Source organism: Bacillus sp. EB V-12, assembly GCF_056158125.1.
In genome coordinates this window covers 96630-118733 of record NZ_JBUXJL010000010.1, presented here as the reverse complement: position 1 = coordinate 118733, position 22104 = coordinate 96630, and the positions used below count along the sequence as shown (strand labels likewise).

The 22104-nt window shown below is 34.1% G+C and carries 24 protein-coding genes and 3 pseudogenes; 1 reads left to right on the top strand and 26 read right to left on the bottom strand.

Annotated features, from left to right (window positions below; all coding sequences use genetic code 11):
• Nucleotides 1-20 precede the first annotated feature (20 nt).
• The 6 genes from ACZDYH_RS24500 to ACZDYH_RS24475 all read right to left on the bottom strand — a co-directional run bounded on the left by ACZDYH_RS24500 (nt 21) and on the right by ACZDYH_RS24475 (nt 5772).
• Entirely contained in the window at nt 21-869 is an 849-nt protein-coding gene (locus ACZDYH_RS24500; RefSeq protein ID WP_139848993.1) for a DnaD domain-containing protein, read from the bottom strand.
• Between the two features lie 372 nt (nt 870-1241).
• Nucleotides 1242-3041: an S-layer homology domain-containing protein gene (locus tag ACZDYH_RS24495; RefSeq protein WP_434712368.1), complete on the bottom strand. Its 1800-nt coding sequence runs from the start codon at nt 3039-3041 to the stop codon at nt 1242-1244.
• A gap of 334 nt (nt 3042-3375) precedes the next feature.
• The gene (locus tag ACZDYH_RS24490; protein ID WP_061113010.1) at nt 3376-3834 is read right to left on the bottom strand and encodes a hypothetical protein; all 459 of its coding nucleotides are present in this window, start codon (nt 3832-3834) and stop codon (nt 3376-3378) included.
• Between the two features lie 155 nt (nt 3835-3989).
• Nucleotides 3990-4946, bottom strand: a complete 957-nt coding sequence (locus ACZDYH_RS24485) for a DUF3994 domain-containing protein (RefSeq protein ID WP_000992202.1) — start codon at nt 4944-4946, stop codon at nt 3990-3992.
• A 56-nt stretch (nt 4947-5002) separates the two neighbouring features.
• Nucleotides 5003-5332 carry a hypothetical protein gene (locus tag ACZDYH_RS24480; protein WP_000587853.1) on the bottom strand — a complete coding sequence of 110 codons (330 nt, stop codon included), beginning with the start codon at nt 5330-5332 and terminating at the stop codon, nt 5003-5005.
• A gap of 101 nt (nt 5333-5433) precedes the next feature.
• On the bottom strand, nt 5434-5772 hold the full coding sequence (locus tag ACZDYH_RS24475; protein ID WP_000831724.1) for a DUF4064 domain-containing protein: 339 nt from the start codon (nt 5770-5772) through the stop codon (nt 5434-5436).
• Nucleotides 5773-6063: 291 nt separating this feature from the next.
• Between ACZDYH_RS24475 and ACZDYH_RS24470 the strand changes: the two genes are divergently transcribed.
• On the top strand, nt 6064-6771 hold the full coding sequence (locus tag ACZDYH_RS24470; RefSeq protein WP_078386592.1) for a DNA alkylation repair protein: 708 nt from the start codon (nt 6064-6066) through the stop codon (nt 6769-6771).
• A gap of 110 nt (nt 6772-6881) precedes the next feature.
• Here the strand turns inward: ACZDYH_RS24470 and ACZDYH_RS24465 are convergent, their stop codons facing one another.
• The 20 genes and pseudogenes from ACZDYH_RS24465 to ACZDYH_RS24370 all read right to left on the bottom strand — a co-directional run bounded on the left by ACZDYH_RS24465 (nt 6882) and on the right by ACZDYH_RS24370 (nt 22082).
• Nucleotides 6882-7208 carry a DUF3895 domain-containing protein gene (locus tag ACZDYH_RS24465; RefSeq protein WP_001071909.1) on the bottom strand — a complete coding sequence of 109 codons (327 nt, stop codon included), beginning with the start codon at nt 7206-7208 and terminating at the stop codon, nt 6882-6884.
• Between the two features lie 631 nt (nt 7209-7839).
• Complete coding sequence (locus ACZDYH_RS24460; protein WP_042883736.1) at nt 7840-8328, bottom strand: SMI1/KNR4 family protein; 489 nt, start codon at nt 8326-8328, stop codon at nt 7840-7842.
• Nucleotides 8325-8420, bottom strand: a pseudogene (locus tag ACZDYH_RS24455) (HNH endonuclease); the annotation flags it as partial. The gene ACZDYH_RS24460 and the pseudogene ACZDYH_RS24455, both read right to left, overlap by 4 nt.
• A gap of 211 nt (nt 8421-8631) precedes the next feature.
• A complete protein-coding gene (locus tag ACZDYH_RS24450) occupies nt 8632-9282 on the bottom strand; it encodes an SMI1/KNR4 family protein (protein WP_000611386.1) in 651 nt (216 codons plus the stop codon).
• Nucleotides 9279-9773, bottom strand: a complete 495-nt coding sequence (locus tag ACZDYH_RS24445) for a hypothetical protein (protein ID WP_434712373.1) — start codon at nt 9771-9773, stop codon at nt 9279-9281. Before ACZDYH_RS24445 ends, ACZDYH_RS24450 begins: the two co-directional genes overlap by 4 nt.
• Before the next feature lie 220 nt (nt 9774-9993).
• Nucleotides 9994-11142 (bottom strand): suppressor of fused domain protein, encoded by a 1149-nt coding sequence (locus tag ACZDYH_RS24440; RefSeq protein ID WP_000377532.1) that lies wholly within the window; start codon nt 11140-11142, stop codon nt 9994-9996.
• 5 nt (nt 11143-11147) lie between these two features.
• Nucleotides 11148-11510: a hypothetical protein gene (locus tag ACZDYH_RS24435; RefSeq protein ID WP_434712375.1), complete on the bottom strand. Its 363-nt coding sequence runs from the start codon at nt 11508-11510 to the stop codon at nt 11148-11150.
• A 1-nt stretch (nt 11511) separates the two neighbouring features.
• Nucleotides 11512-11742: pseudogene (locus ACZDYH_RS24430) on the bottom strand (hypothetical protein); the annotation flags it as partial.
• A gap of 122 nt (nt 11743-11864) precedes the next feature.
• Entirely contained in the window at nt 11865-12578 is a 714-nt protein-coding gene (locus ACZDYH_RS24425; RefSeq protein WP_001004769.1) for a pentapeptide repeat-containing protein, read from the bottom strand.
• A 19-nt stretch (nt 12579-12597) separates the two neighbouring features.
• Nucleotides 12598-13377, bottom strand: a complete 780-nt coding sequence (locus ACZDYH_RS24420; protein WP_000801403.1) for a hypothetical protein — start codon at nt 13375-13377, stop codon at nt 12598-12600.
• 695 nt (nt 13378-14072) lie between these two features.
• A pseudogene (locus ACZDYH_RS24415) lies at nt 14073-15234 on the bottom strand (ADP-ribosyltransferase); the annotation flags it as partial.
• A gap of 33 nt (nt 15235-15267) precedes the next feature.
• Nucleotides 15268-15594: a hypothetical protein gene (locus ACZDYH_RS24410; protein ID WP_001198201.1), complete on the bottom strand. Its 327-nt coding sequence runs from the start codon at nt 15592-15594 to the stop codon at nt 15268-15270.
• Entirely contained in the window at nt 15594-16313 is a 720-nt protein-coding gene (locus ACZDYH_RS24405; protein WP_163092757.1) for a DUF5081 family protein, read from the bottom strand. The genes ACZDYH_RS24410 and ACZDYH_RS24405 overlap by 1 nt, the downstream gene beginning before the upstream one ends.
• A 22-nt stretch (nt 16314-16335) precedes the next feature.
• The gene (locus tag ACZDYH_RS24400; protein ID WP_000014538.1) at nt 16336-16641 is read right to left on the bottom strand and encodes a WXG100 family type VII secretion target; all 306 of its coding nucleotides are present in this window, start codon (nt 16639-16641) and stop codon (nt 16336-16338) included.
• 27 nt (nt 16642-16668) lie between these two features.
• Nucleotides 16669-17091: a hypothetical protein gene (locus ACZDYH_RS24395; protein ID WP_434712379.1), complete on the bottom strand. Its 423-nt coding sequence runs from the start codon at nt 17089-17091 to the stop codon at nt 16669-16671.
• 645 nt (nt 17092-17736) lie between these two features.
• Nucleotides 17737-18468 carry a M15 family metallopeptidase gene (locus ACZDYH_RS24390; protein WP_000241986.1) on the bottom strand — a complete coding sequence of 244 codons (732 nt, stop codon included), beginning with the start codon at nt 18466-18468 and terminating at the stop codon, nt 17737-17739.
• Nucleotides 18469-18516: 48 nt separating this feature from the next.
• Complete coding sequence (locus tag ACZDYH_RS24385; RefSeq protein WP_071739596.1) at nt 18517-19752, bottom strand: CapA family protein; 1236 nt, start codon at nt 19750-19752, stop codon at nt 18517-18519.
• A gap of 598 nt (nt 19753-20350) precedes the next feature.
• Nucleotides 20351-20551: an NETI motif-containing protein gene (locus ACZDYH_RS24380; protein ID WP_000166303.1), complete on the bottom strand. Its 201-nt coding sequence runs from the start codon at nt 20549-20551 to the stop codon at nt 20351-20353.
• On the bottom strand, nt 20535-21731 hold the full coding sequence (locus ACZDYH_RS24375) for an MFS transporter (protein ID WP_000062796.1): 1197 nt from the start codon (nt 21729-21731) through the stop codon (nt 20535-20537). Before ACZDYH_RS24375 ends, ACZDYH_RS24380 begins: the two co-directional genes overlap by 17 nt.
• Before the next feature lie 117 nt (nt 21732-21848).
• On the bottom strand, nt 21849-22082 hold the full coding sequence (locus tag ACZDYH_RS24370) for a hypothetical protein (RefSeq protein WP_000554159.1): 234 nt from the start codon (nt 22080-22082) through the stop codon (nt 21849-21851).
• Nucleotides 22083-22104: the final 22 nt, after the last annotated feature.

The window sequence follows — 22104 nt, the reverse complement described above, 5'->3', positions numbered from 1 at the left end:
AGAAAAAATCCTTATCCAAACTATGGATCATACGAACCAAATACTTCTCTCCTATGCATTCCTTCACTAAAATCTACTCGTCCTTTCTTACACCAATTCCTCAAAATCCCCTTCACATAAGCTAACGTTTTCTTATTATTTTCAAACGCAATTTTAAGTGCCTCTAACACTTCCTCTCCAGAAAGTCTTTGTATCCAATTCTTCAATTCCTTCACAATATATGGGGATAAACTACTAATATTTTGTTCATAAAACTTATAAACTTCACTATTTGGAACGTCCTCTTCTATGGTTTCCACCTCTATCTCTTCCGCTTCTTCTTTCTCTTCAATAACTACTTGTGAACTACTATTATCCTCTTCTTTTGGCATACCAAAATGCTGCAATAATAATGGAATCTTGTATTCTTCTTCAAGGCATTTACGTAAAAATATATGTATGAACTCATTACTTTTTATAGTCTTTAACTCACGTAATACGCACTTCTCCACATTCGTATTTGAAATAGGGTTATAGTGTAACCAATTTATTATGAATACCTCTTTCGTTTCCGTATCATATAAAATCTTTCCATACTCAACAAACCTGTTTAGCAACTTCTCAACAGTCTCCATACTGTAACCTGTTTCAAGCTCTGCCACACGCTTCGGTAATATGTAAATACCACATTGCTTCGTTTTCGTACCAGTTAACAAATATATGTAAAAATAACGCTCCTCTGGCGTTAAATCTAATATGAATTCATCTTGCCAAAAGTTCACCTGCACATTACGGTATACTGCCATATGTTTCCCTCCACTCTTTGCTAGTAAATAGGAAAATTTTAATCCTTCATTATAAAGATAGGCATGCGGGAATGGTTTTGGCATTCGAATTACAATTTTTTTACTACTACAACGCCGGTTTCATTTTTTCGCGCTTGTTTTGTTCTTGTAGTTGTTTTTGTTTTTGTTTTTTCTTAGTGATTTATTACTTGGTAGGGGCTTATAAGGGGCTTGGAAGGGCATTCTACATTACAATCTATCAAATACAATTTGTTCTTCCTACTAAATAGGAGCTATTCCAAATTATTATTTTGGATAGCTCCTTTCAAATTCTTCTTATTTTTTTACTTCTACCAATGTCAGCTTCTACATACAATTTCTTCTGCTATTTGTGGGCAGTAAAACTCTCATTTCAAAATTTGGTGAATAAACTGCTTGATGTAAGTGCGAGTGGCCCTCACTGATTAAAGTTTCCTTTTATTTTTGCATTGAATCTAACATCTTCACAATAAAGGCAGCCGCCTGACCACGAGTTGCTGTGCCTCGAGGATCAAACTCATTATTTCCAATACCATTAACTACCTTTAGACTGTATAATCGTTGAACCGATTCTTTGTATGTTATTAAATGCTTGTCTGTAAATGGTAATGCTACTAACTCACCTGTAATTCCTTTATATCGTAATGCTTTGTCAATCATAATAGATACTTCTTCACGAGTAATTGGTGAGTTAGGATCAAAAATCCCTTCACCACGACCATTAATAATTCCTGCACTTGCACAACGTTTAATACCGTCATGAAGTGATGGATGTGCCTCATTAATATCTACAAATGACTTATTTCCCTCTGGTAGTTTAAGAGCATTCGAGATTAATTTCGCAAACTCCGCTCTCGTTACATTTCGATATGGAGCAAATACACCATTGCCTTCGCCTTGCATAATACCTAGACTGTTTAATTTACGAATATGCCCTTCAAACCAGCCACCTGTAATATCATCTTTTGGTTTTTGTACTTCTTCCTTAGGCTTTTGTACTTCTTCCTTTGGTACATTGTAGTTAATTTTAATCCAACTTGGGTCATAGAAAATCCATTCTCCATTACCTACTTTATACCAACCATTTTTAACGGCTAATACTTTGTAACGATCTCCGTTTGAAGCTTTACGTACAACACGATGTTCAATACCCGCATCACTACGTACATTGATGCCACTACCATTTACCACTAGTTCCATGCTAGGTTCAGCTGGATTATTTTCATTTGGATTAAATGAGTCATTTTTATCTTGTAAAGGCGTATCAATCTGCGCATTTATATTTGCATACCACTGAATTCCTTGTACGAAACCAGCCCAATTACCACGTGAAATTAAAATGTCAGGACATTTTTTCCCGCTCCATTGTTGATGCTTGTAAATATGATCTGCACCAATTCCTTCTTTGTTCATTAAATAACCTGCAAGTCGTTTTGCATTTTCTAACGCTTTATTGTAATCACCGTCTTGGTTAACCGCAATCTCGATACCGATAGACTCCCTGTTTCCTGAACCATCTCCATCTCCTGCATGCCAACCATTTTCGTTTGTTGGTAAGTGTTGATAAATTTGTTTATCATCTACAGTAAAATGCCATGAAGCTGTTCGGAAAGTGCCTTCAGTTGCTTGCTTGTATAAATATTTCGCATGATTTTCAGCATTAGCACCAGCAGCTGTATTTGCGGTCTCATGGATTGTAATGTAACGTGCTTTCATCGGATTTGCAGGACGAATATCAGGATTTCCTGCTGGAACAATCCACTCCACAAATGGAACTCCTGCAAGTGTTCCATATTTCTTCGTACTCTGTGCACTATATTGAATACCTCTTGGCTTTGCAACAGGTTTCATTTGACGATCAGATCCATCATTTCGACCATCTACAGATTCAAATGCCTTTTCAATGTTTGAAATAGCTTCCTTTTCTGCTACTTGTCCCTTCTTAGCATCTTGCATTTTGTTTAATTCTTCTGTTTCATCATGTTTATGCTTATATTCTTCTAAAAGCATTTTTTCATTTTCAGATACTTCTGCTTCGTTAATTTGTACATGATCAGGAACTTCCAACTTGAAATTAGAATAATTTAATCCGCTCGCTCCGTGTTCTCCTTGGGCAATATTAAGTTGATCAGTTTGAGATTTGTTGATCTCTTCTGCTGATGCTGATAAAGGTGTGCTCCCTAAAATCACTAGACTTGTTGATAGTGCGATTACTTGTTGTTTGATTGTCTTATTCATTATTATAATAAATACATACACACTCCCACCGTGTATGTATCTCAACCTCCCTTTATTGTCACATTAATTTTTAAAAATATGAATCTACTATGTACTCCTAATATATTTTCTTTTTATTTATATATTTAAATTACCATATTTTATACCCATTAAGAAAATATTTATATGTCATCCCTACAGATGAATTTCATCTAACATACTTTTTATAAAATTCATCAACAAACATTATTTTACAACTAATTACAAATACCGTCAAAATAATCAATTTAAACTTAGACAAATAACTGGCATACAATTTCATAATAAGAGATCCTATACTATCGACATACATCTATTACAAATTCCCTTTAACGTTTTCAACAATCTCATTTATCGTATTCCGATCAAACTTATCACTAATTTCATATGACTCACGATCTCCTACGAATTGCACGCCTACGATATCATTGCGATCCTTACCGTATTGCACTTCAATAATAGATCCTCGCTCTATTTGTTTCCAAATGAGACCTGCTTCATCTTTATTATCTAAAATAATGCAGTCTTCAATATTTTCATCAATCCCAATTAATTTATTATCATCCATATATCCAATCTCGTATTGTTGCCGTTCTTTCGCTTTGCCACTTACTAATATACCTTTGCTACCATATGAGTAATCCATATAGTCCTTTTTCTCCGTTTGTACCGCTTTCGGCTTTTGTGCTTCAGTTTTTTCAGCAGTCCCACAACCTGTAATAAGACTGATTGGGATAACCACTATTAATACGAATCTAGTAAATTTCTTTATCATTTGTAACCAACCTCATATATTTAATGCAAAACTCCATTTATTACTCTATTAAAGAATAACATGATATTAAGTAAACAGAACGAAAGATAACATATTCTTTACATACTCGCACTTTAATGAAGGACTAGGCCATTTAAACCTAGTCCTTCATAACTTTAACTTTGCTTCACATACTTAATTGTATGAAATGACGTCTCATTAAATAATTGCAAGTTTTCCCCATCATAATCTTGAACTTTATATGCTATTTTCTTTTTTTGAATTGTATCTTCTACACCGTCTACTAAACGTTTATTGAGATGTAAATAGATTGTAAAAGCTTCCTTATCATATTCCCAAGTGCCTTCAATATAATTCTTTTTATTTGGATACTCACCTTTACCATACGTTTCAAATGTCTTATCACCTTTTAGAATAAGTGACATAATGAAACCGTCTGTTCCTTTGAATCCCCAATTACCGATTAATTCCGTACCATCTTTCACATTCTTCATAACGTTATCCGTATTAATTCCAGCTTTCTTATCTAACTCTTTCAAATCTTTCACAGATACTGTACCGTCACCGATTTTAATATCCCCTTCAAGATCTTTGAATGCCTTAAGCCAGTAAATATCTCCTTCTTTCACTAACTTTTCGGATTTCTCCATTAACTCTTTATCAGTCTTATCGCCTTTTTCTCTTTTTTCTTTTCGGGTGAATACTTCATTTATTAAAGAAAAAGACTCTCTAAAATAACCAATTGCTTTTTCAAAATCCTTTTGTTGATTTACATACTCTGCAGGGGGATCTATCGACTCAAATTTATCTAACACTTTATTTAATTCTTTCACACTATCTACTATATCTGATTTCTTTTTCTTACCGTCAAAAACCTCTCTTGTAATATTGTTATGCTCCGCAAACAACTTATCAAACTCTACCCCTAATTTATACACTTTATTAGGATAGTCTTCCTTTGAAACTTTTTCTTTCTTACTATTAGACTTCGATTCTTTTACTTTAGACTCTTCCGTTTTCTCCTGTTTAGAAGTGTTCGTTTTCTCAGAAACTCCACAACCAAATAACAACATGACCGGAACTGCTACCCCTAGTAGTTTCTTTGCATTCATGACTGATTTCTCCTTCTACTTGAATAGATTACTCTTGCTATACCCATCCTCTTTTTTTATCTTGTAATTAAAGTTACAATCGCAATAACTCCTAGAATCGGTCCCCAATATTCCATTTTTATAAAAAATAATGAGTGCTTTTTGTTAAACATAACTTTTTCACCAGTTTCGGCATCTATATAAACTTTCCCATCTGGCTTATTAATATATTTACCTAAATACCAAGACATAACCCCTGATATAATAAACATTACCGCCATTGGCCAACTATGGTCTTGAAAATATGTAGCGTCCCCCGTTATAGATCCAAAGATAGCCTTACCCAAAAGAGTATTAATAATTACAATAATTGCGACCAAAAAACCCCAACCAGACCAAATAATCATCTATTTCTCCTCCTAAAGCGTACAACTTTGTACTTTATGTTAATTTGAACTGCAAACGAAAATGTTTAAAAAACCGAATATTCAGACGTTGATAATTATATTTAGCTTACATTCGATTCTAACTTTAATGTCCTAAATGCAAATGAACCAGATATAATTTGTAAAATTGTCGGAATAAGTAAAAAGAATAATGACATAAACAACATAACTATAGGAATCACAATCATACAAACTCCATAAACTTTATTATTAACCTTGTTTACTAAACACGATAAAATGAACAATCCTATTTGAACCGTTAAAATAATAGAGTAATAAGCTAAAAGTTCGTAATCAACACCTTCCATAATATTAAACGCTACAACTATTAATATTATGGAAATAATAATTCCCAAAATGCCACCAATTAAACCTAATACAAATTCAGGTGTTCTTTTCAATTCAATCCCCCTTTTTTGAAAAACTAACAACTTGTATATTTTTCCCATTCACCATCATACCAAATATTTATTGGAAAAACTATACATACTTTTCATTCTTCCTTACCTTACAGTGACCTTCTTACCATTATAGATAGCTTGTTGCAGTTACAAAATCAAAGCCTTCAAAATTACTAACCGGTTTCGATACTTTTAGAAAGTAGACATACCTCTTGAATACAATTAGTATTAACATATGAAATACGAAAAGTTTAAAAAGGCTTTTACATGATGAAAGGAAGTTGCACAACTATGGATCTTAAAACAGTTATGCAAGAACTTGAAGCTCTAAGTAAGGAACGAACGAAAAAAATATACATATCTAACGGTGCGCATGAGCCAGTATTCGGAGTAGCTACAGGTGCTATGAAACCAATCGCTAAAAAAATAAAATTAAATCAAGAATTAGCTGAAGAACTTTATGCCACAGGCAACTACGATGCTATGTACTTTGCAGGTATTATTGCCGATCCAAAAGCTATGAGTGAGTCTGATTTTGATCGCTGGATAGACGGGGCATATTTTTATATGCTATCCGATTATGTGGTGGCAGTAACTTTATCAGAGTCAAATATCGCACAAGATGTTGCTGATAAATGGATTGCAAGTGGGGACGAGCTTAAAATGTCTGCCGGCTGGAGTTGCTACTGTTGGCTATTAGGAAATCGCAAAGACAATGAGTTTTCCGAAAGTAAAATTTCCGATATGCTTGAAATGGTGAAAGATACAATTCATCATTCTCCAGAACGAACAAAATCCGCTATGAATAATTTCCTAAACACTGTGGCAATCTCATATGTACCACTACATGAAAAAGCAGTCGAGATTGCAAAAGAAGTTGGTATAGTTGAAGTCAAACGTGATAATAAAAAAAGCAGTTTGTTAAATGCTTCTGAAAGTATTCAGAAAGAACTTGATAGAGGAAGACTTGGTTTCAAGCGTAAGTATGTAAGGTGTTAAAAGTATGAAGGTGTCAATCTAGGAGAGATTGACACCTTTTTAGTGGACATTACTAGACTAACGGAGCTGCAAGTTAAAGGGAACCAATCATTCATCTCCCACTATACATCTCAAACTTCTTCTTTCAATTTATATACCCTATCTCTTTTCTCATCATCTTTGATAAAAATAAGTTTTCCTTCTGTAACAAAACCTTCTAATAGTAAACATACTTGTCCATATGCTTTAGGCTTATTCGTAGTGAATCTTTCATCGGGTATTTTACCAGATCGTATTAATCGTTCACATAGCTCAAGCGCACTTATTTCTTCAGAATCAATTAATTCTAAAATATCTTTTTGTAATGGTGATAAAGGGGCTGGTACCTTACATACCTCAGCTACCTCCACCTTTTCTTTTTCTTCTTCAAATAAATCTTCAAATGAAATTTGATTCATTACATCTGTTCCTTTCTAACGATTGATTTGTATAATATGAACTGAATCCTATAGCGTATTTATTATTATGTATTGCTTACCTTTTTTCATAAATCTCAAACTCATGTACATCGTTTCATATAGTATGTTTTGATTATACCAAATATATGTTCTGTTTTCTATTGTAGAATTTTCATAACAGAAATGAAAGTAATAGTGAACATTTTTCTTCTCTTTAGTTGTATAAAAAATCACGTAAAAAGTTTACATAATAAAATTATAGTGCTCTGTTAAATTTCTACGCTAAAACGCAAAAAAACACTCGTTGCCTTTAATCGACAATCGAGTACTTTAAGTTCATCTATTTTTAAGTAGCATAAATTGGTAAGTTTTGTAGTAACAGTATGACACCTTTTACATGTCATGACAACTACTACGTTAAAACTTACGAGTTTGTACGAGTTCGTTAATTTAATATACATTCCATGCGTTTATATTCATCACACAGTAAAATGTCATCTCGCCTAAGCTCGTACTTCGTTTTCTATTCTATCATTGCACACAGTACTCCATGATGGTACAACCATCATGGAGTATCAATTTTCAAACACCCTATTATTTTTTCTATCCACTTCACATAAACTTTATTTTTTTAATCATGTAATTTATTTAAAAAATCAGTAAATGTATCTGCAATGTAAAATACATTCTCTCTTGCACGTTCTTCCACTTGTTCTTCTGTTAATCCTTCTTCTCGCAGCAACATTTCTTTTTCACCAGCATTTTCATGTTCCCAAAATACCACAACAGGGTTATTTTTGTCATTTTTATAGTCAAAACATATTAAATTTCCCGCTGGGTCAAAAGCAAAAGGAACTAATTCTGCTGGTAGTGTATCCTTGTAATCATCAAATACTTCCATAATATTTTCATCATCTTCCATATCGTAACTTAATAACGTTCCAAAAACCTTTCTTTTCCCTTCAACTTCAAACACCTCTGGACTAACATGCGCTCCATTATTATTCATCACACATTCTATATAATCTAAAGGAAAATTAATGTTCAATTCCTGTTCAACATTCTTTACATCTTCTCGTATAATAGGTTCATCTGGTGATCTCCATTGTACCTTACTCATCTGATTCCATCCCCCCATAATGCATTTCCACCTAAATGGTTAACTTTATGCGTTTTAGACACTACTAACTGCATTTTACCAGGTACTTGATGATCCATGTCTATCTAATAAAAAAGCACTCGTTGCCTTTAGTCGACAATCAAGTGCTCTAAATTCAAATAATATTTTCTAAGAGTTTAATTTATTGATTATATAAGACATACACGGAACCAATAGCAATTTTCCAACAATATTATTTTGAATTAATAATTGTATTAAACGGTTCTTAATTCAAATACCCTCTATTTTAAGCCCTAAAATCAGTTAATCAGTACTAGATATTTTCAATATATCCCCTAATTCGCCTAACAGTTCTATGTTTTTTAAAGCCAACTCAACAGGTATGTCTTTCATTAACACGAATGGTAATTGTTTTGATCCTTTTAATAAGTCAAACAATCCCTTTTTGATGATAAATACCTCTTGTATTTTCTTTAAATCCATAGCCCCTCCTACTGGTGGACTTACCAATATAAGATTACACAGTTTTTCCTTAAACACTTCCTGTTCTTCGTCCACACAGTCAATATCTATCGCTCCGTCATTTATCCACTGTATTAAATTCTCACTTACTGTGGTTGCATAATTCGGATCCATAATCCCCGAATCAACTTGTACTAACTCTGTTGCGTTTTCATTTGCAGTCATTAACAGTATTTTGCCTCCACCATTACTTCCTACAGCAACATAACCCTTTGCATATTCATGGACTTCATATGTTTTATTCATTTCATCTATTATATCCACTCCAAATATAACGACTCCATTATCGGACACAAAACCATTTGTATGCTTTAGTAATTGTTTATAAGCATTAGGGAGTATTAATCCCATTTCCTCTTCAATTTTTTTAATTTCATTTTCATCAACTGGAGAATATAATTCATAAGTCGACAATTTTTGAACATTTATCATTTAAATCCTCCTAATCCATCAAAATATCTATATGCTTCTCGCATTACTTTTTTTGCTACTTTTAAATCTACACCCACTTCAATCATTTCTTTATAGCTAATATTAAATTCGTATATTATATCCGTACTAAAACCTTCATTCCTTCTTCTAGCTCTTTGAAGAGCGGATATTATAGCATGTGGTTCACCAGAGGTAGATTTGAGTAATATTGATGGTGCTTGTCGACTGCTATAATTATTACCGCTTGTTTTAGCCCATTCATCTTGTATTGCGTGATGCGCTTGTAACAATCCATCATTTTTTGTATTCTGAAAACCTAGAGCACGATTCTTATTTGGACTCATTTTTTTATACAAGTCAACATCTTCAACAATATAACCTCCATTTTTAAGTTGACTCCTAGTGGACCTTTGCGGAAATGCAATACCGGCCCTTTCATTAATATTAGCATGGAGCTGTTCAGAAGTTAATTTGCCATATTTCCCTCTCAAATATTCTAATCTGGATTCTCCCGTACCCTTAGTGCACTTATAAAATTATAATTCTCTTTTCACTTTTCGTTCTAAAATCAAAAAAGTACTCTTCTTCTCTTGTAAAACAAGCAAGCACTAAGTTAAATAAACAAAAAAACAGACCAATCATAGTGTTATCTGACTATAATCGGCCTGTCTAACGTAGCATTATTACGTTAAATAATATCTATAATTCTTACTATAAACCAACATTTACCCTGTTTATATCTAAAACATCTGAGATACCTTTCTCATTCATTTTTTTAAGTAGGTACTCATAACCCTTTTCTAACGCCAGATTTCTTTCTTCTTCATAAATAGGAACAAGTGTATAAATATTTATATCTCCTTGTTCAACTTGAACTCTATCTAGTCCGAATTCTTTGGGACGACATACCATTATACATGATAATTTTGTATTCGATGCAAATGGTTGTGGGGGTTCTCCATTTGGAAGAATAACTCCTTCAGCAAGCCATCCATCATAAATATGTGGAATATGAGCTACTTTCCTTAACCATTCAAGAGGCCAATAATAGTTTTTGTCCTCCATATTCTCTTTCCCAACTACCCAACTCGAAGGCAATTTCAATAACAATTCTGCATATTTAAACTCGCTTTCTTCATTTGAATAACCCATAGGTACATCACTCATACCTGTAGTTACCATAGTTACAAAATCTTTATTCATTGACGGAGAAATTATATGGATATTGACTGAAACTTTACTACCAGGAACAATCTCAATTATAGTATTTTGGATAGTTCCAAAGTATTTAGTTACATGCTCTAAGATTTCATCATGATAATCTTGATTATTATCATTTACTTCGGTTATAGTAGTATTCAATTCTTTTTGGTTCTCTAATAACTTTACAATTTCTAATTGACCCTGTTCCCTTGCAAAAGTTAATGCATCTATATCTTTCATGGATTCACCACTATATTTAACTTTTGTATCTATCCCACTCTCAATTAACAGTTTTGCAATATCAACATGCTCATTACTAATTGCACCAAACAATGGATTCCTTTCGGGCTCACTTGTGTCCATATCAGCTCCACATGACAATAAATATCTTACTATATCAATATGCCCTTCAGAAGCAGCTTCGTTTAATGCTCCACCACCATATACACCACCTAACGTATTTATATTTGACCCAAGTTCTACTAGTTTTTTTACTATATCCAACTTTCCTCTAGAAGCAGCAACATGAAGCCATGTCCCAAAAGGTGTCATCATATTTAAAAGTTCTTTATTAGAACCAATTAATTCAGCCACCTCTTCAACATTGCCATTTTTTATAGATGACCTGATTTCTTTTGCAACCTGCTTACTATCCATCTTAATTACTTCCTCCTTTTTGCAATATCTCCAAGTTTATTAAGCATTTCTAATATATCATCTCTATCTCCACCAGCATCTCTTACTTTTTTTAGGTTATCAACAACATTTCTAAGCGCTTCAATACCATGCTGACCTTTAACCCTATTGGGAGCCCAAACAAGATTTTCAAGTCCTAAAATCGGATCAATATCATATTCCTTTAATATCTCTTGCCCCTCTTTAACTAATTCTTTTTGGGCTTTTCCATTTCCCTTTTTAAATACAATATGATGCGCATGCGGATCATACATATCTTTTGGAGGATCTCCTATATTCTTTTTTAAATAAGCTCCATAATCAATTTTGTCTACATCCTTAGTAACCAACCTTACCCGTACCCTTAACCCCACCACTCTCCAAATTCGAGACCCTACTCTGAATACTCGCCTTTGAGGCATCATGGGCTTCTTGGAATTTCCCGCTATAGTTCGTTCCAGTTCTAGCGACACTTCCATCTAGCAGTATTTCTACACCTTTTACGAATGGGGTTACGGAGTCCACACCTTTTGCTAATGTATTTTCAATTATATAATTTTCACGACTTAATCTATCTAACAATCCTTAAAAATAATCTATATTGATTTTCACTTATTTATCAATCTCTAATATCTCTAAGAAAAAAGCACCCGCTACCAATCATAGGTTTTCGAGTGCTCAAATGTATATAATCCCCATCATATTTAAATCATTTTTAAGATTTGTTCCTTCACATTTTCATCAAATTTGGCTCCTTCTACCTTTGCTCCTGTCCAAACTACATTGTCAAGTTTAGCACCGGTAAAATTCGCGCCCGTAAAATCACCATTTAAAAGGGTCGCTCCCGTTAAATCTGCGTCAGTAAAATCTGCATTTCTAGCGTTTACTTCTGATAAATTAGCATCTTCTAAATATGCTTTTTCAAAGTTACCTTCTGTAAGATTCGCGTTGCTGAAATTTGTTCCTGTACAATCAGCCTGTTCCGCATTGATTCCTGCCAAATTTGCATGGCGAAAAGTAGCATGATTTAATATCGTTCCAACTAATTCTCCATATGAAAAATCAACTTCATCAAAACATGTTTCAAAACAACTACTTATATTTACCTTTGCATATTTCATATTGGCTTTAGAGAAATTAGCTTCACCAAATCTACAATCTGCAATATGTATTTCCTCTAAATTACAGCTCCTGAAATCAGCAAACTCAAAATCACAATCAAAAAAAGATGCTCTCATTAGTGAAGAAGCTCTTAAATGGACTTGTTTTGCCATGATACCCTCTGCCATCACCTCTGACAAATCTGAAAAAGTAAGATCTAAATCACTCATATCTAGTCCATCTATAACCTCATCATTGTATTGAGATCTATTTAATATTTCCATGACTCTTATTCTATCATTACCATTCTCATTCATTATTACGATCTCCTTTCATTTAGCTTTTCAGATAGTCCTTCCAAGCAATATTTGGAGAATAAGTTACACCCATTTGATCTTCATCAAAACTTGGTATAGCCATTACTTGTGCTGGTTCCAAATACTTCATTACTTGTAGCCAATTATCAAGTAATGTATCACTATCACTCCCTAATGGATTATTTAAAATATCAATACAAAGCCCACCCCAATCTAGCTCAGATACCACAGCTGGACTATTTTGTAATAATTCCTTATCAAACATTTCTAAAATATGACCACTAAAGTATGTTCTAGCGCCTATCCCTAAGGGACCGTTAGGAAGAAACCTAACCGGTATTGGCTGGGAAGATATTTCCATCCACATCTGTAAACGTTCACGGTCGGTATTCCACGGATATGATAAAGGCCAAAAAATTTGAGTTACTCCGTAACTTGGTTTCGCAGCTTCTGCGATTTGATCAGATAACTCAAAAAAAGCAGACCATAATTTTTTAGGTATTGATTTATGAAACTCAAACTCTAAAAATGAACGATGGCTCCAGTTAACTTGAAAACGTCCTGTGTAGTTCACAGATTTATCACGATACAGGTAAACTTCTGATACTATACGCTCTGAAACTACTTTTTCCAGAATTTCCTGACGGTTATATTCTACCCGTACCGTTTCACAGTTGCCCCAATGAGTAGGAGCAAATTTTTCATTTGACTCAAACACATCCAAAAGACGACCTAATAATTCTTCTTCGTTAAAAGATACTGTAGGATACATTGTAATTGTGAAAAAATCTGGTTTCATGTATATCCCCCTTAATATTAAAAAATATAGTCACATAATAATTTTTATTCACAGCTTTTTCCACCTACCTCCACCAGGTAAACGTGTATTGTTCTCCCATTTATGAGTCACTTTACCGCTATTTGGATCAGTGTAGTAAACATCACTATCCTTACCCAAAGGCCCACTTGGTCTTGGATGAGGAGGAATCCCATTCAAATCGGGTTTATCGCTTGATATTGTCACAATATGACTTCCATTTTTATCTTCGAGCATCTCTCTTTCAGCTCGCATTTGACTGTCATTATGAATAACGTGTTCTTTGTCACTTATTTTGTGTTTGTGATCATGAACTAAATCGATTTCATCCTTAGCATTACGACCTATACTATCTGGACGCGTAAGATGCCCTTCACTGGATGTATACGTAACAACCTTGCCGGAGTTATTGTCCTCTAATGTACGATTTAGGTGTTCTCCCAAAGCTTTTCTTCCTTTTATTTCTTCTTCTCTTCCACGCTCTTGACTTTTCCTTAAATTTTCACGCTTAACATCCCACTCTTTACGTTCTAAAGGCTCTTTTGTTTCTTCACAATGACGATTATACCTAATGTTATCTGCTTCCTTGTAATCCCCCCGTGCTTTGGCTTCATCTATTTTTATTCGATAGTATTTTTCTCTTTCCGGGGTTAGTTTAATTTTGTTTGGGTTTGCGTTACTACCACCACTACCCTTAGCAAGTTGATAAGCGTCATCCTTAGCTGCCGTACTTGCCTTTGAAAACTTTCCAGCTACTTCTCCAACAGTTGAAGATTCTATATAAGGAAGCTTCATTCCTATTCCAGTATCCACCGTCCTAACTGCTACTGGAATAGGAGTATTTTTCATAGCATCTAGTGCATTTTTTAAAGTCTTATTTTCCTTAAGCGATTGTACCACATTTCCACCCAAATTTGGATTAAAACCAGGCATTCCTTCTTTGAATTTTAATAATTTGGCTAAATCAGCTAATTCACTCGTCCCTTTGAATGCTTTTACTCCTTTTCCTACCGCTCCAACAACTGGGATTGCATCTAATCCGCCAAAAATGATGTTTCCTACCCGCTCTTCTTGGCTCAATTTCCGGTGTGTTCCCCAGTCTTCTCCGTCGATACCACTTTTTATTTGTACACCTCCGTATACTACTGCGGCAGCGGCCCCGAGTGGTGGACAAAGGATTGTTGTGATGATGATCCCTACGCCTATTCCTATGTCTCGCACCATTTCTAGTTTTTTCTGTTCATCTTCTATCGATTTGTATTCAAATCCTCGTGTGGATGGGACTACTTTCTTGTATTCTTCATAATTTAATTTTGCATCTGGATTTTGTTTTTTTAGTTCTTTGTATTCCCCTCTCAGTACGTTATCAAATGCAGGTGAATCTCTAAAAATATCTTCTACTGTTATTTTATCTTTCTTCTTCTGTATTGTTTGTGGTACACTTCCGTAGCCTGCATGCGCACCTGGTAATACTGTCGTTGTTGTAGAGCCAATTCGGTTATTTGTTTCAAAACTGAGAATAGATGTATCTCTCATTTTTTGAGCGAATTTATCCATTTCTACTAAAAAAGGTTTATCTATATGTTCAGAGACTAATTGCCCTGCTTCTCCGCAATATTTTTGTAATGTCGTATAACTATCAAGTAATTCCCCGATTTTTTGCGATTGATCTTTAGGATTAAAATGGATACTACCATCCGAGTCTAAATCTCGTATTCTTCCATCAATTCTTTTTAATGATTCATTTGCTTCCCGTAATTTCATGAGTGCATCTTTTGTAATTCGATTCATACCATCCCCCATGTTTTGCCATGGTTCAGGTCTATATTTCACATCCATCTCGTTTTCATCCCCCCAGCCGTATGGTGATTTCTACAACTTACTTAATATTTCACGTAATTGTTCGTCCTTTTCAAGCATTTCTACACATACATTCCCTACAACTGTCGCTGACCTAGAATAGTGTTCAGCCAATTCTAGTGTTTTGTGTAATATATCAGGATATTTTTCAATTACTCTCATCGCTTCACCTTTTTGATAAAAATCACAGCTTAATAAACTCTCAATATTCGTTCCAATGACGTCTACATGGATTTTATATATATTTTCTAACTTCATTACTATATCAAGTAGTTCTTGAAAATTAACTAATACTTCTTCTCCACCACCAGAACCACTATCTCCCATTGATACTTGCATTATTGAATACCTCCTAACGAGAATTGTCTCGGGTCAATTAACTTTTTATATGGCATTTTTAACACGTCATACAATTTCTTATTAATCGCATAGAGGCTCACCCAGTCATATCGATTACGATCTACATCTATTTGAACGAAATCTTCTCGTTCAGTAAAATATAAGAAACATTCCCATTTTCCTCCTTTATTACTTCGAGGCCTCGTATACGTTTCTATCGCTATAACGTCTTTATTTGATAAATCTTTTTCCTCAAATGTTTGTTGTTCTTCTTCTGTCATTCTCTTTGAGAAAAATGTATCTTCTATTTCCCTCGGTTCTCTCAATAAGAAAGGGATGCGTGTTAATAAGGAAAAATATACGTCTGGCTTTGGTATGTAGTCGATCTCGTATTTTTTATTTGGCTCTATTTCCGTTAATACAGCCACTCGGTCTTTATCCTCTTTCAAAAAGCCAATTAATACATTATTCATTCTCGTGTATTCATGACAATTTTCATATTCCTTTAATAGTTCAATTATTTGAAAAGCTGCAGGGGTAATTCCATTTTCACTTGTAAGTAGGCCTTTTTCTTTTAAACTCGTAGTTGCTTTCGTGACACATTCTGCATCAAGTAAAATAATTGCGTCACGGTTTGGCAATCCAAATATATCGGTAACCCCAGCTGCACCTGCGAGAACATATAATTCAGCAGGTGCAAAACTCATTTCTTTCCCCATTCTTTTATCCCTCGTTTCTCCATCACAGTTGTTTTATCGCTCTTACTTCCGATCTATCTCCGTACGTTTGGATGCTTTTATCTAACTCTTTCAAAGCTTTCGTATGCCCCTCAAATGCCTCTACCATTTCTGAATTATATTGAATGATTAAATCAAGATAACTTAAAAATGCATCTCTCGTTTTTCCATTCCATTTCGCACCTGTGACATATGCTTTTAAGTCTTTCGCTTGGTTTAAAGAATCCTTCATACCATTTTCAATGTTTTGTGCGTAAGAAATGGCACTTGCAGTGTTACTTCCTATAATTTCAACCTCTTTACCACTCATGTTAGTTCCCCCACATTCTTTGTATGCTTAATGGATAAGATTTTCAAGTTCCTTTTTCTTTTCTTCAAAAGCCTTGGTCGCTGCGGCATATGCTGACGCTTTCTCCGATTCTGCTTTCGCTTTATATTCCAAATACTTTGCATAAGCTGTACTTTTTGCAGATCCAATATCGCTTAATGCAATTTTAAAATAGGATAATACTGTATTTAAGTCTTCATCCTTTTCATGACGTTTTTGTTCAAATTCAACTGCCGGAATTTTATTAGCTTCTAAGCCATTACTTTTACTCTCATAATCTCTCTTCGCTGATTCAACCTCTTGAATGAATTGCTTTAACTCTCTTTCTTTATCTTTTAAATAATCATGTAAATCATCATACCGATCTCGTTTCCTCGCACTTTCTGTAAAACCAGACGCATTTAAAAAAGCATTGTACAATTCATCTAACATCTTTCTCCCCCTTTAGCACAATAACTATGTAGTTAAATTCGTATATTTAAACATGAATATTCATTACATTAAGAATTAACAAATAATTATTTTTACATATTGCTATTTTATCAAAGGGATTTTAACATTTCCATATTTTATGAATGGCTTTCGCATTTTTCTTCAATAAAGTGAAACTTTAATCAATATGACAATGTATTTATGTGCAGAAATAATAAAAAACACTGCCAGGCGCAGTGTTTTTTATTACTACCTTTTATCCAATTCATTCATATTAAATTCTTGCTTGAGAGTAAGACCCATTCTTTCTTATTTCATCAACAACTATTTCTGGATAATCCCAATGAAGCGTACGAGTAGACTCCCGGATTCGTTTTACTATTCCTTGGGCTGTTTTATTTTTATATTCATTCCAATATTTTGGCTCAGTCGCTCTTAAAAGAACGATAGAAAAAGGATCTGATATGAATATCAGATCCTTAACTTTAATTTCTTAATACATACATCTTTTTACACGATAACTGGTTCATACGTGCTCAAATTATCATACTCAGTTTTTACAATACTAGGCGGAAGGTTAACACATCCTCAGATTCACCTTTTCCTGTAGCAGTGCATAATGTTTAATAAAATTAAAGCATATTTTTACTTACCAGACTTAATTTTTTCGTTATATTCTTCTAAAGTTAACCCTTTTTCTTTTAGATAAACAGCAACTTCTTTTCCTACATAACGATAGTGCCATGGCTCATACTTAATGCCAGTAATATTCTCTTTATCTTTTGGATAGCGGAGAGTAAATCCATATTCTGCAGCATTCTTATCTAACCATTTGAATGCATCGGTAGTTTCAAATTTTGCATTTAAATCTTCTACAGTATTTTGCCATTCAACTGAAATAATGTCTAACGCTAATCCAGTATGATGTTCACTTGCACCAGGATACTGAAGATATTCCAATGCCTTAGCACTAGCCTCTTTATCCGACAAGCCTTGAGATTTATAGCTTTTAACTGAAGCATCATAATAAGTTTGTTGTAATTTTATAGCTCGATAACCTGATCTTAAATAAAGATTGATTCCCTCTTTTTTTGCAGCTGCTACCATATCCTGATAGGAAGTTGCAATTCTACTATCTATTTTCATATTTGGCTTCGCATTTTGGGTGATACTTGTTAATTCAATTCCTAGTTCCTTTGATAACATATGCTCTCTATTTACAAGGATAATTCTCCAATCATTAACATCAGAGATAGGTAAAACATCTTTTTTCTTCGCATGTATTTCATTTTTATTTTTATCGTTATTATTAGTAGTTGCCTGAGATGTTTGCTTTCCACTACAAGCAGCAAGACTCCATCCCATTGCTAATACCAATGCTAAAATTATAAATTTTTTAATTGTATCTCATTCCCTTTTTGTTTATTAGTCTTTATACCAATTTCCCAACACGTCTCTAGGAATCTCCTTGAAATCCTTCAAAGAAACGGGGCCGACAAATTTTTTAATTCCATGTTTTTTAGAATTTTCATCCGAATAATCTTTTAAAAATTGAATTTTAAATTGTTTCTTACCATCAGCATAGTCGGTTACTGTCGGTACGATTGCCGCTTGTCGTATACCAAAAGTTTTATCTTCATACTTAACAAATTGTACATAAGATAATCCTCCAACCAATGTTTCTAGTTTTTCTTGCGCAGAAATAAGATTTCCAAGAGAATAATAGATTAGCGTTTCATGTCCATCTTTATTTTGTTTCCACTCAATTGGTTGAATTACATGTGGATGATTTCCAATTACTACATCTACACCTAAATCTGTTAAATATTGAGCAACTTCTTTTTGTTGCTTTGAAGGTGTTGAGGTATATTCTACTCCCCAATGCACCATAACAATCACCATATCAGAGCTACTCTTTGCCTTTTCCACATCATTTTGTATCGCTTTTTTATCAATTAAATTTAAAGCCCAAGACTTATCAGCTGGAATTTTAATTCCATTCGTACCATATGTATAATTGAGTAACGCAAAACGAATACCATTTTTTGTAATCGTTTTTATTTCATTACGCTCGTTTTGACTCTCATTAATACCTACCGGGATAACATCCGGATATTTCTTCCAGTATTCTCTTGTATTCGCAACACCTTTAATACCCATATCCATAGCGTGATTTGTCGCTTGCGTCACTATATTGAATCCAGTGTCCACTAAAGATTGGCCTACTTCTTCAGGTGTATTGAAAGTCGGATATCCCTGTACTTTTAAATTATTTCCGGCAATCGGAGTCTCCTGGTTCACTATAGCAAGATCACTTGATTTAACAGCTTTTTTGATATTTTCATAAATATAATTATAATCATATGAACCGTCTTTTTGTTTGCCATCTTTAATTACTGCGTCATGATATAAATTATCACCCGTAGCTATTAAATTCACAACCGATTGTACTTTTTTATCTTCCGTAAAATTAGGAGACTGTTGGATAGGACTTTTCTCTACCCAATTCGGTGCTTTTAATGATGTATCTATATTGGATTCAGCCGGTGGTAATGAAGCTTTAGACGTCTTAACATCTGTATTACCACAAGCGGTTAAAAGCACTAAAAAAATAAGACATACTAAAAAAAACTTTTTACTTCTCTGTAAAGTATCTAACATGTGATCCTCTTTTCTGTTTTATTCCTTATAACCAGTTCTAACAAATCATTCTTTAAAACAACGTATTTTGGTTTTACCCTTAATTATGGAAGGACACTCTGTTACACCTGCTTCGGAATATACTAATAATTGTTTTCCGCTTTCTAGCAATCTATCGATTCCATCAGAAGTGATAGGTTACTAGAAAAAGATGATCCATCAGGATGTCGACTAGTTTGATATACCTATTCCAATTGCAATAACTCGTTTAATATTTAAACAAGATAGGAGAATCGTTCATATAGCCTCTTCTCTCGCTTTATGTTTAAAGTGCCTCCAAAAAAGGGATCGTTGCTGTACCCCTTTACATAGTGCGAAATTTTTGTAACTAATTTCTTTCATTCAAGCGACAAACATTATACCGATAACAATAAGTAAGACCCAAGAACTTATTTTACCAATATACGAAAAAAGTAGCAATCTTTTGTCCCATATAAAGAAGCCCATTAGGAGAAATGAACGAGAGATTCATTCTATTCAATTCCTGCATTGATTAATAAAAAAACAAGCCACCCAACTATTGGATGGCTCTATACTATAAAGAGAATTTGTTATTGGATTACTTCAATTTCCCTTCAAAAACAATCTTCCTACCGCACGGTTCAACTACTGTTTTGCCGTCTTTTTTTACTTCATGAAAGATTGGCTCTTCCATACGACGAGACGGAGCGTAGCCTTCTTGTTCCATACGTGCTAAGCAGTCTGTAATTGTTTCATTTTCAAGTACTTCAAATTTCTTTTTATTAGGTTGTTTTGTCATGCCCTAACCTACTTTCTATTTTTCTTGATGCAAATTGATTTTTCATGTAGACCATATATAACATTGCGAGAATTCCCATTATAATCATAACCGCAATAAAAAAGCTTGTATACTGTATTTTTTCTATAAATACGCCGCCTAATACAGGTCCCATAATACTTCCTAAACTAAAAGCGATTCCGGATAATATATTACCTGCCGGTAGTAAATGTCTCGGTAATAAATCAGTCATAAATCCAAGCCCTAAAGAGAAGCACGATCCAATAACCATACCCGCTAAAAGCATGCAGGCAAAGACGATCCAGTAATATTGATCAAATACGGCGGCAAGTAGAAAAATGCCCGTACTTATGCTAAACGTCCACGTTAATATACGGTCCCTTCCGTATTTATCACTCAATATACCGAGCGGAATTTGTGTAATAATACCCCCAACGGCAAATGCTGGTAATAAGAAGGATACATCTGAAACAGACCACCCTTTACGAAGTGCGTATACTGGTAAGTTACTGTTTAGCATTGCTTCAAGTACGCCATATGCAAGTGGTCCTAGCAGTGCAATCCATCCTAATCCAACAACTTGTTTATAACGAGAAAATGATGATTCACTCTTCGCTTCTCTTTCATCTTGCGCTGGGAATGCATTTTTTGTTGGAAGTAGTAAAAGCCAACCTATTAGACAAAGTATAGTAGATATAATAAATGGCGTTGCAAGACCGTACTGCACAGTGCTTGCTAAATACGGGCCAACGGCAAAACCAATTCCGAAGAATACACCGTATATCGATACTTGTCTCCCTATTTTACTTGGGTCTGATGTTGTCGTGATCCACGTTTGTGTTCCGACATGAAGCATATGATCTCCGACTCCAACTAGAAATCTAAGGATAAACCATACCCAAAACGAAAATGTTTGTGTAAAAAAGAATAATGAAATAATAACGAGAAACCCACCTATAACAATAATCGGCTTCATTCCAAACCTTTGCATCGGTTTTTCAAGAAACGGCGAAATGACTAATATCCCAATGTACAATGCCGTCGCATGAATACCATTAATACTTGAACTAACCCCTTCTTGTTCAAAAATCATTGCAATGGCAGGTAAGAGCATTCCTTGTGATAAACCCGAGATTGCTACAATCCCAACCATAATCCAAAAAGTAAAACGCATTGACATCCCTTTCCCTCTCCTTCTCACGCTTCCACTTTTCATTATAAACTGTTTCTGCAAATGCGTGTACGAATATTCGCAATAAAAAACAAGCTAAAAGAATGAATCTTTTAGCTTGTTACCTTATCCTTCCCAAACTTGTGCTTTCACATTGTTATGAAATTGCTTAAAGTATGGATGTTTATAAAAAGCAGTTTCATATAAGTATTGCTGTGCGTTAGCGATTGGTGGCTGCGGATATTGCATTTGTAAAGGAACTACAGCTGGCGAAACTTGCATATACAGCGGTTTTATCATCATTTTTGTATATGCGTAATGATTATATGGCGAATAAGCGATGAAAAATGGTTGATGCATTGATAATCTCCCCTTTAACATA

Excerpts from the sequence above, each read along its gene's own strand:
- ACZDYH_RS24410 (WP_001198201.1), bottom strand. The coding sequence starts at position 15,594 with ATGCAAGTATCAATGGGAGATAGTGGTTCTGGTGGTGGAGAAGAAGTA.
- ACZDYH_RS24395 (WP_434712379.1), bottom strand. The coding sequence starts at position 17,091 with ATGTTAGATGAATTGTACAATGCTTTTTTAAATGCGTCTGGTTTTACA.
- ACZDYH_RS24425 (WP_001004769.1), bottom strand. The coding sequence starts at position 12,578 with ATGAATGAGAATGGTAATGATAGAATAAGAGTCATGGAAATATTAAAT.
- ACZDYH_RS24400 (WP_000014538.1), bottom strand. The coding sequence starts at position 16,641 with ATGAGTGGTAAAGAGGTTGAAATTATAGGAAGTAACACTGCAAGTGCC.
- ACZDYH_RS24485 (WP_000992202.1), bottom strand. The coding sequence starts at position 4,946 with ATGAATGCAAAGAAACTACTAGGGGTAGCAGTTCCGGTCATGTTGTTA.
- ACZDYH_RS24405 (WP_163092757.1), bottom strand. The coding sequence starts at position 16,313 with ATGGGGAAAGAAATGAGTTTTGCACCTGCTGAATTATATGTTCTCGCA.
- ACZDYH_RS24420 (WP_000801403.1), bottom strand. The coding sequence starts at position 13,377 with ATGAAACCAGATTTTTTCACAATTACAATGTATCCTACAGTATCTTTT.
- ACZDYH_RS24480 (WP_000587853.1), bottom strand. The coding sequence starts at position 5,332 with ATGATTATTTGGTCTGGTTGGGGTTTTTTGGTCGCAATTATTGTAATT.
- ACZDYH_RS24460 (WP_042883736.1), bottom strand. The coding sequence starts at position 8,328 with ATGAGTAAGGTACAATGGAGATCACCAGATGAACCTATTATACGAGAA.
- ACZDYH_RS24385 (WP_071739596.1), bottom strand. The coding sequence starts at position 19,752 with ATGTTAGATACTTTACAGAGAAGTAAAAAGTTTTTTTTAGTATGTCTT.
- ACZDYH_RS24440 (WP_000377532.1), bottom strand. The coding sequence starts at position 11,142 with ATGGATAGTAAGCAGGTTGCAAAAGAAATCAGGTCATCTATAAAAAAT.
- ACZDYH_RS24370 (WP_000554159.1), bottom strand. The coding sequence starts at position 22,082 with ATGCATCAACCATTTTTCATCGCTTATTCGCCATATAATCATTACGCA.
- ACZDYH_RS24380 (WP_000166303.1), bottom strand. The coding sequence starts at position 20,551 with ATGACAAAACAACCTAATAAAAAGAAATTTGAAGTACTTGAAAATGAA.
- ACZDYH_RS24450 (WP_000611386.1), bottom strand. The coding sequence starts at position 9,282 with ATGATAAATGTTCAAAAATTGTCGACTTATGAATTATATTCTCCAGTT.
- ACZDYH_RS24495 (WP_434712368.1), bottom strand. The coding sequence starts at position 3,041 with ATGAATAAGACAATCAAACAACAAGTAATCGCACTATCAACAAGTCTA.
- ACZDYH_RS24465 (WP_001071909.1), bottom strand. The coding sequence starts at position 7,208 with ATGAATCAAATTTCATTTGAAGATTTATTTGAAGAAGAAAAAGAAAAG.
- ACZDYH_RS24490 (WP_061113010.1), bottom strand. The coding sequence starts at position 3,834 with ATGATAAAGAAATTTACTAGATTCGTATTAATAGTGGTTATCCCAATC.
- ACZDYH_RS24470 (WP_078386592.1), top strand. The coding sequence starts at position 6,064 with ATGGATCTTAAAACAGTTATGCAAGAACTTGAAGCTCTAAGTAAGGAA.
- ACZDYH_RS24500 (WP_139848993.1), bottom strand. The coding sequence starts at position 869 with ATGCCAAAACCATTCCCGCATGCCTATCTTTATAATGAAGGATTAAAA.
- ACZDYH_RS24375 (WP_000062796.1), bottom strand. The coding sequence starts at position 21,731 with ATGTCAATGCGTTTTACTTTTTGGATTATGGTTGGGATTGTAGCAATC.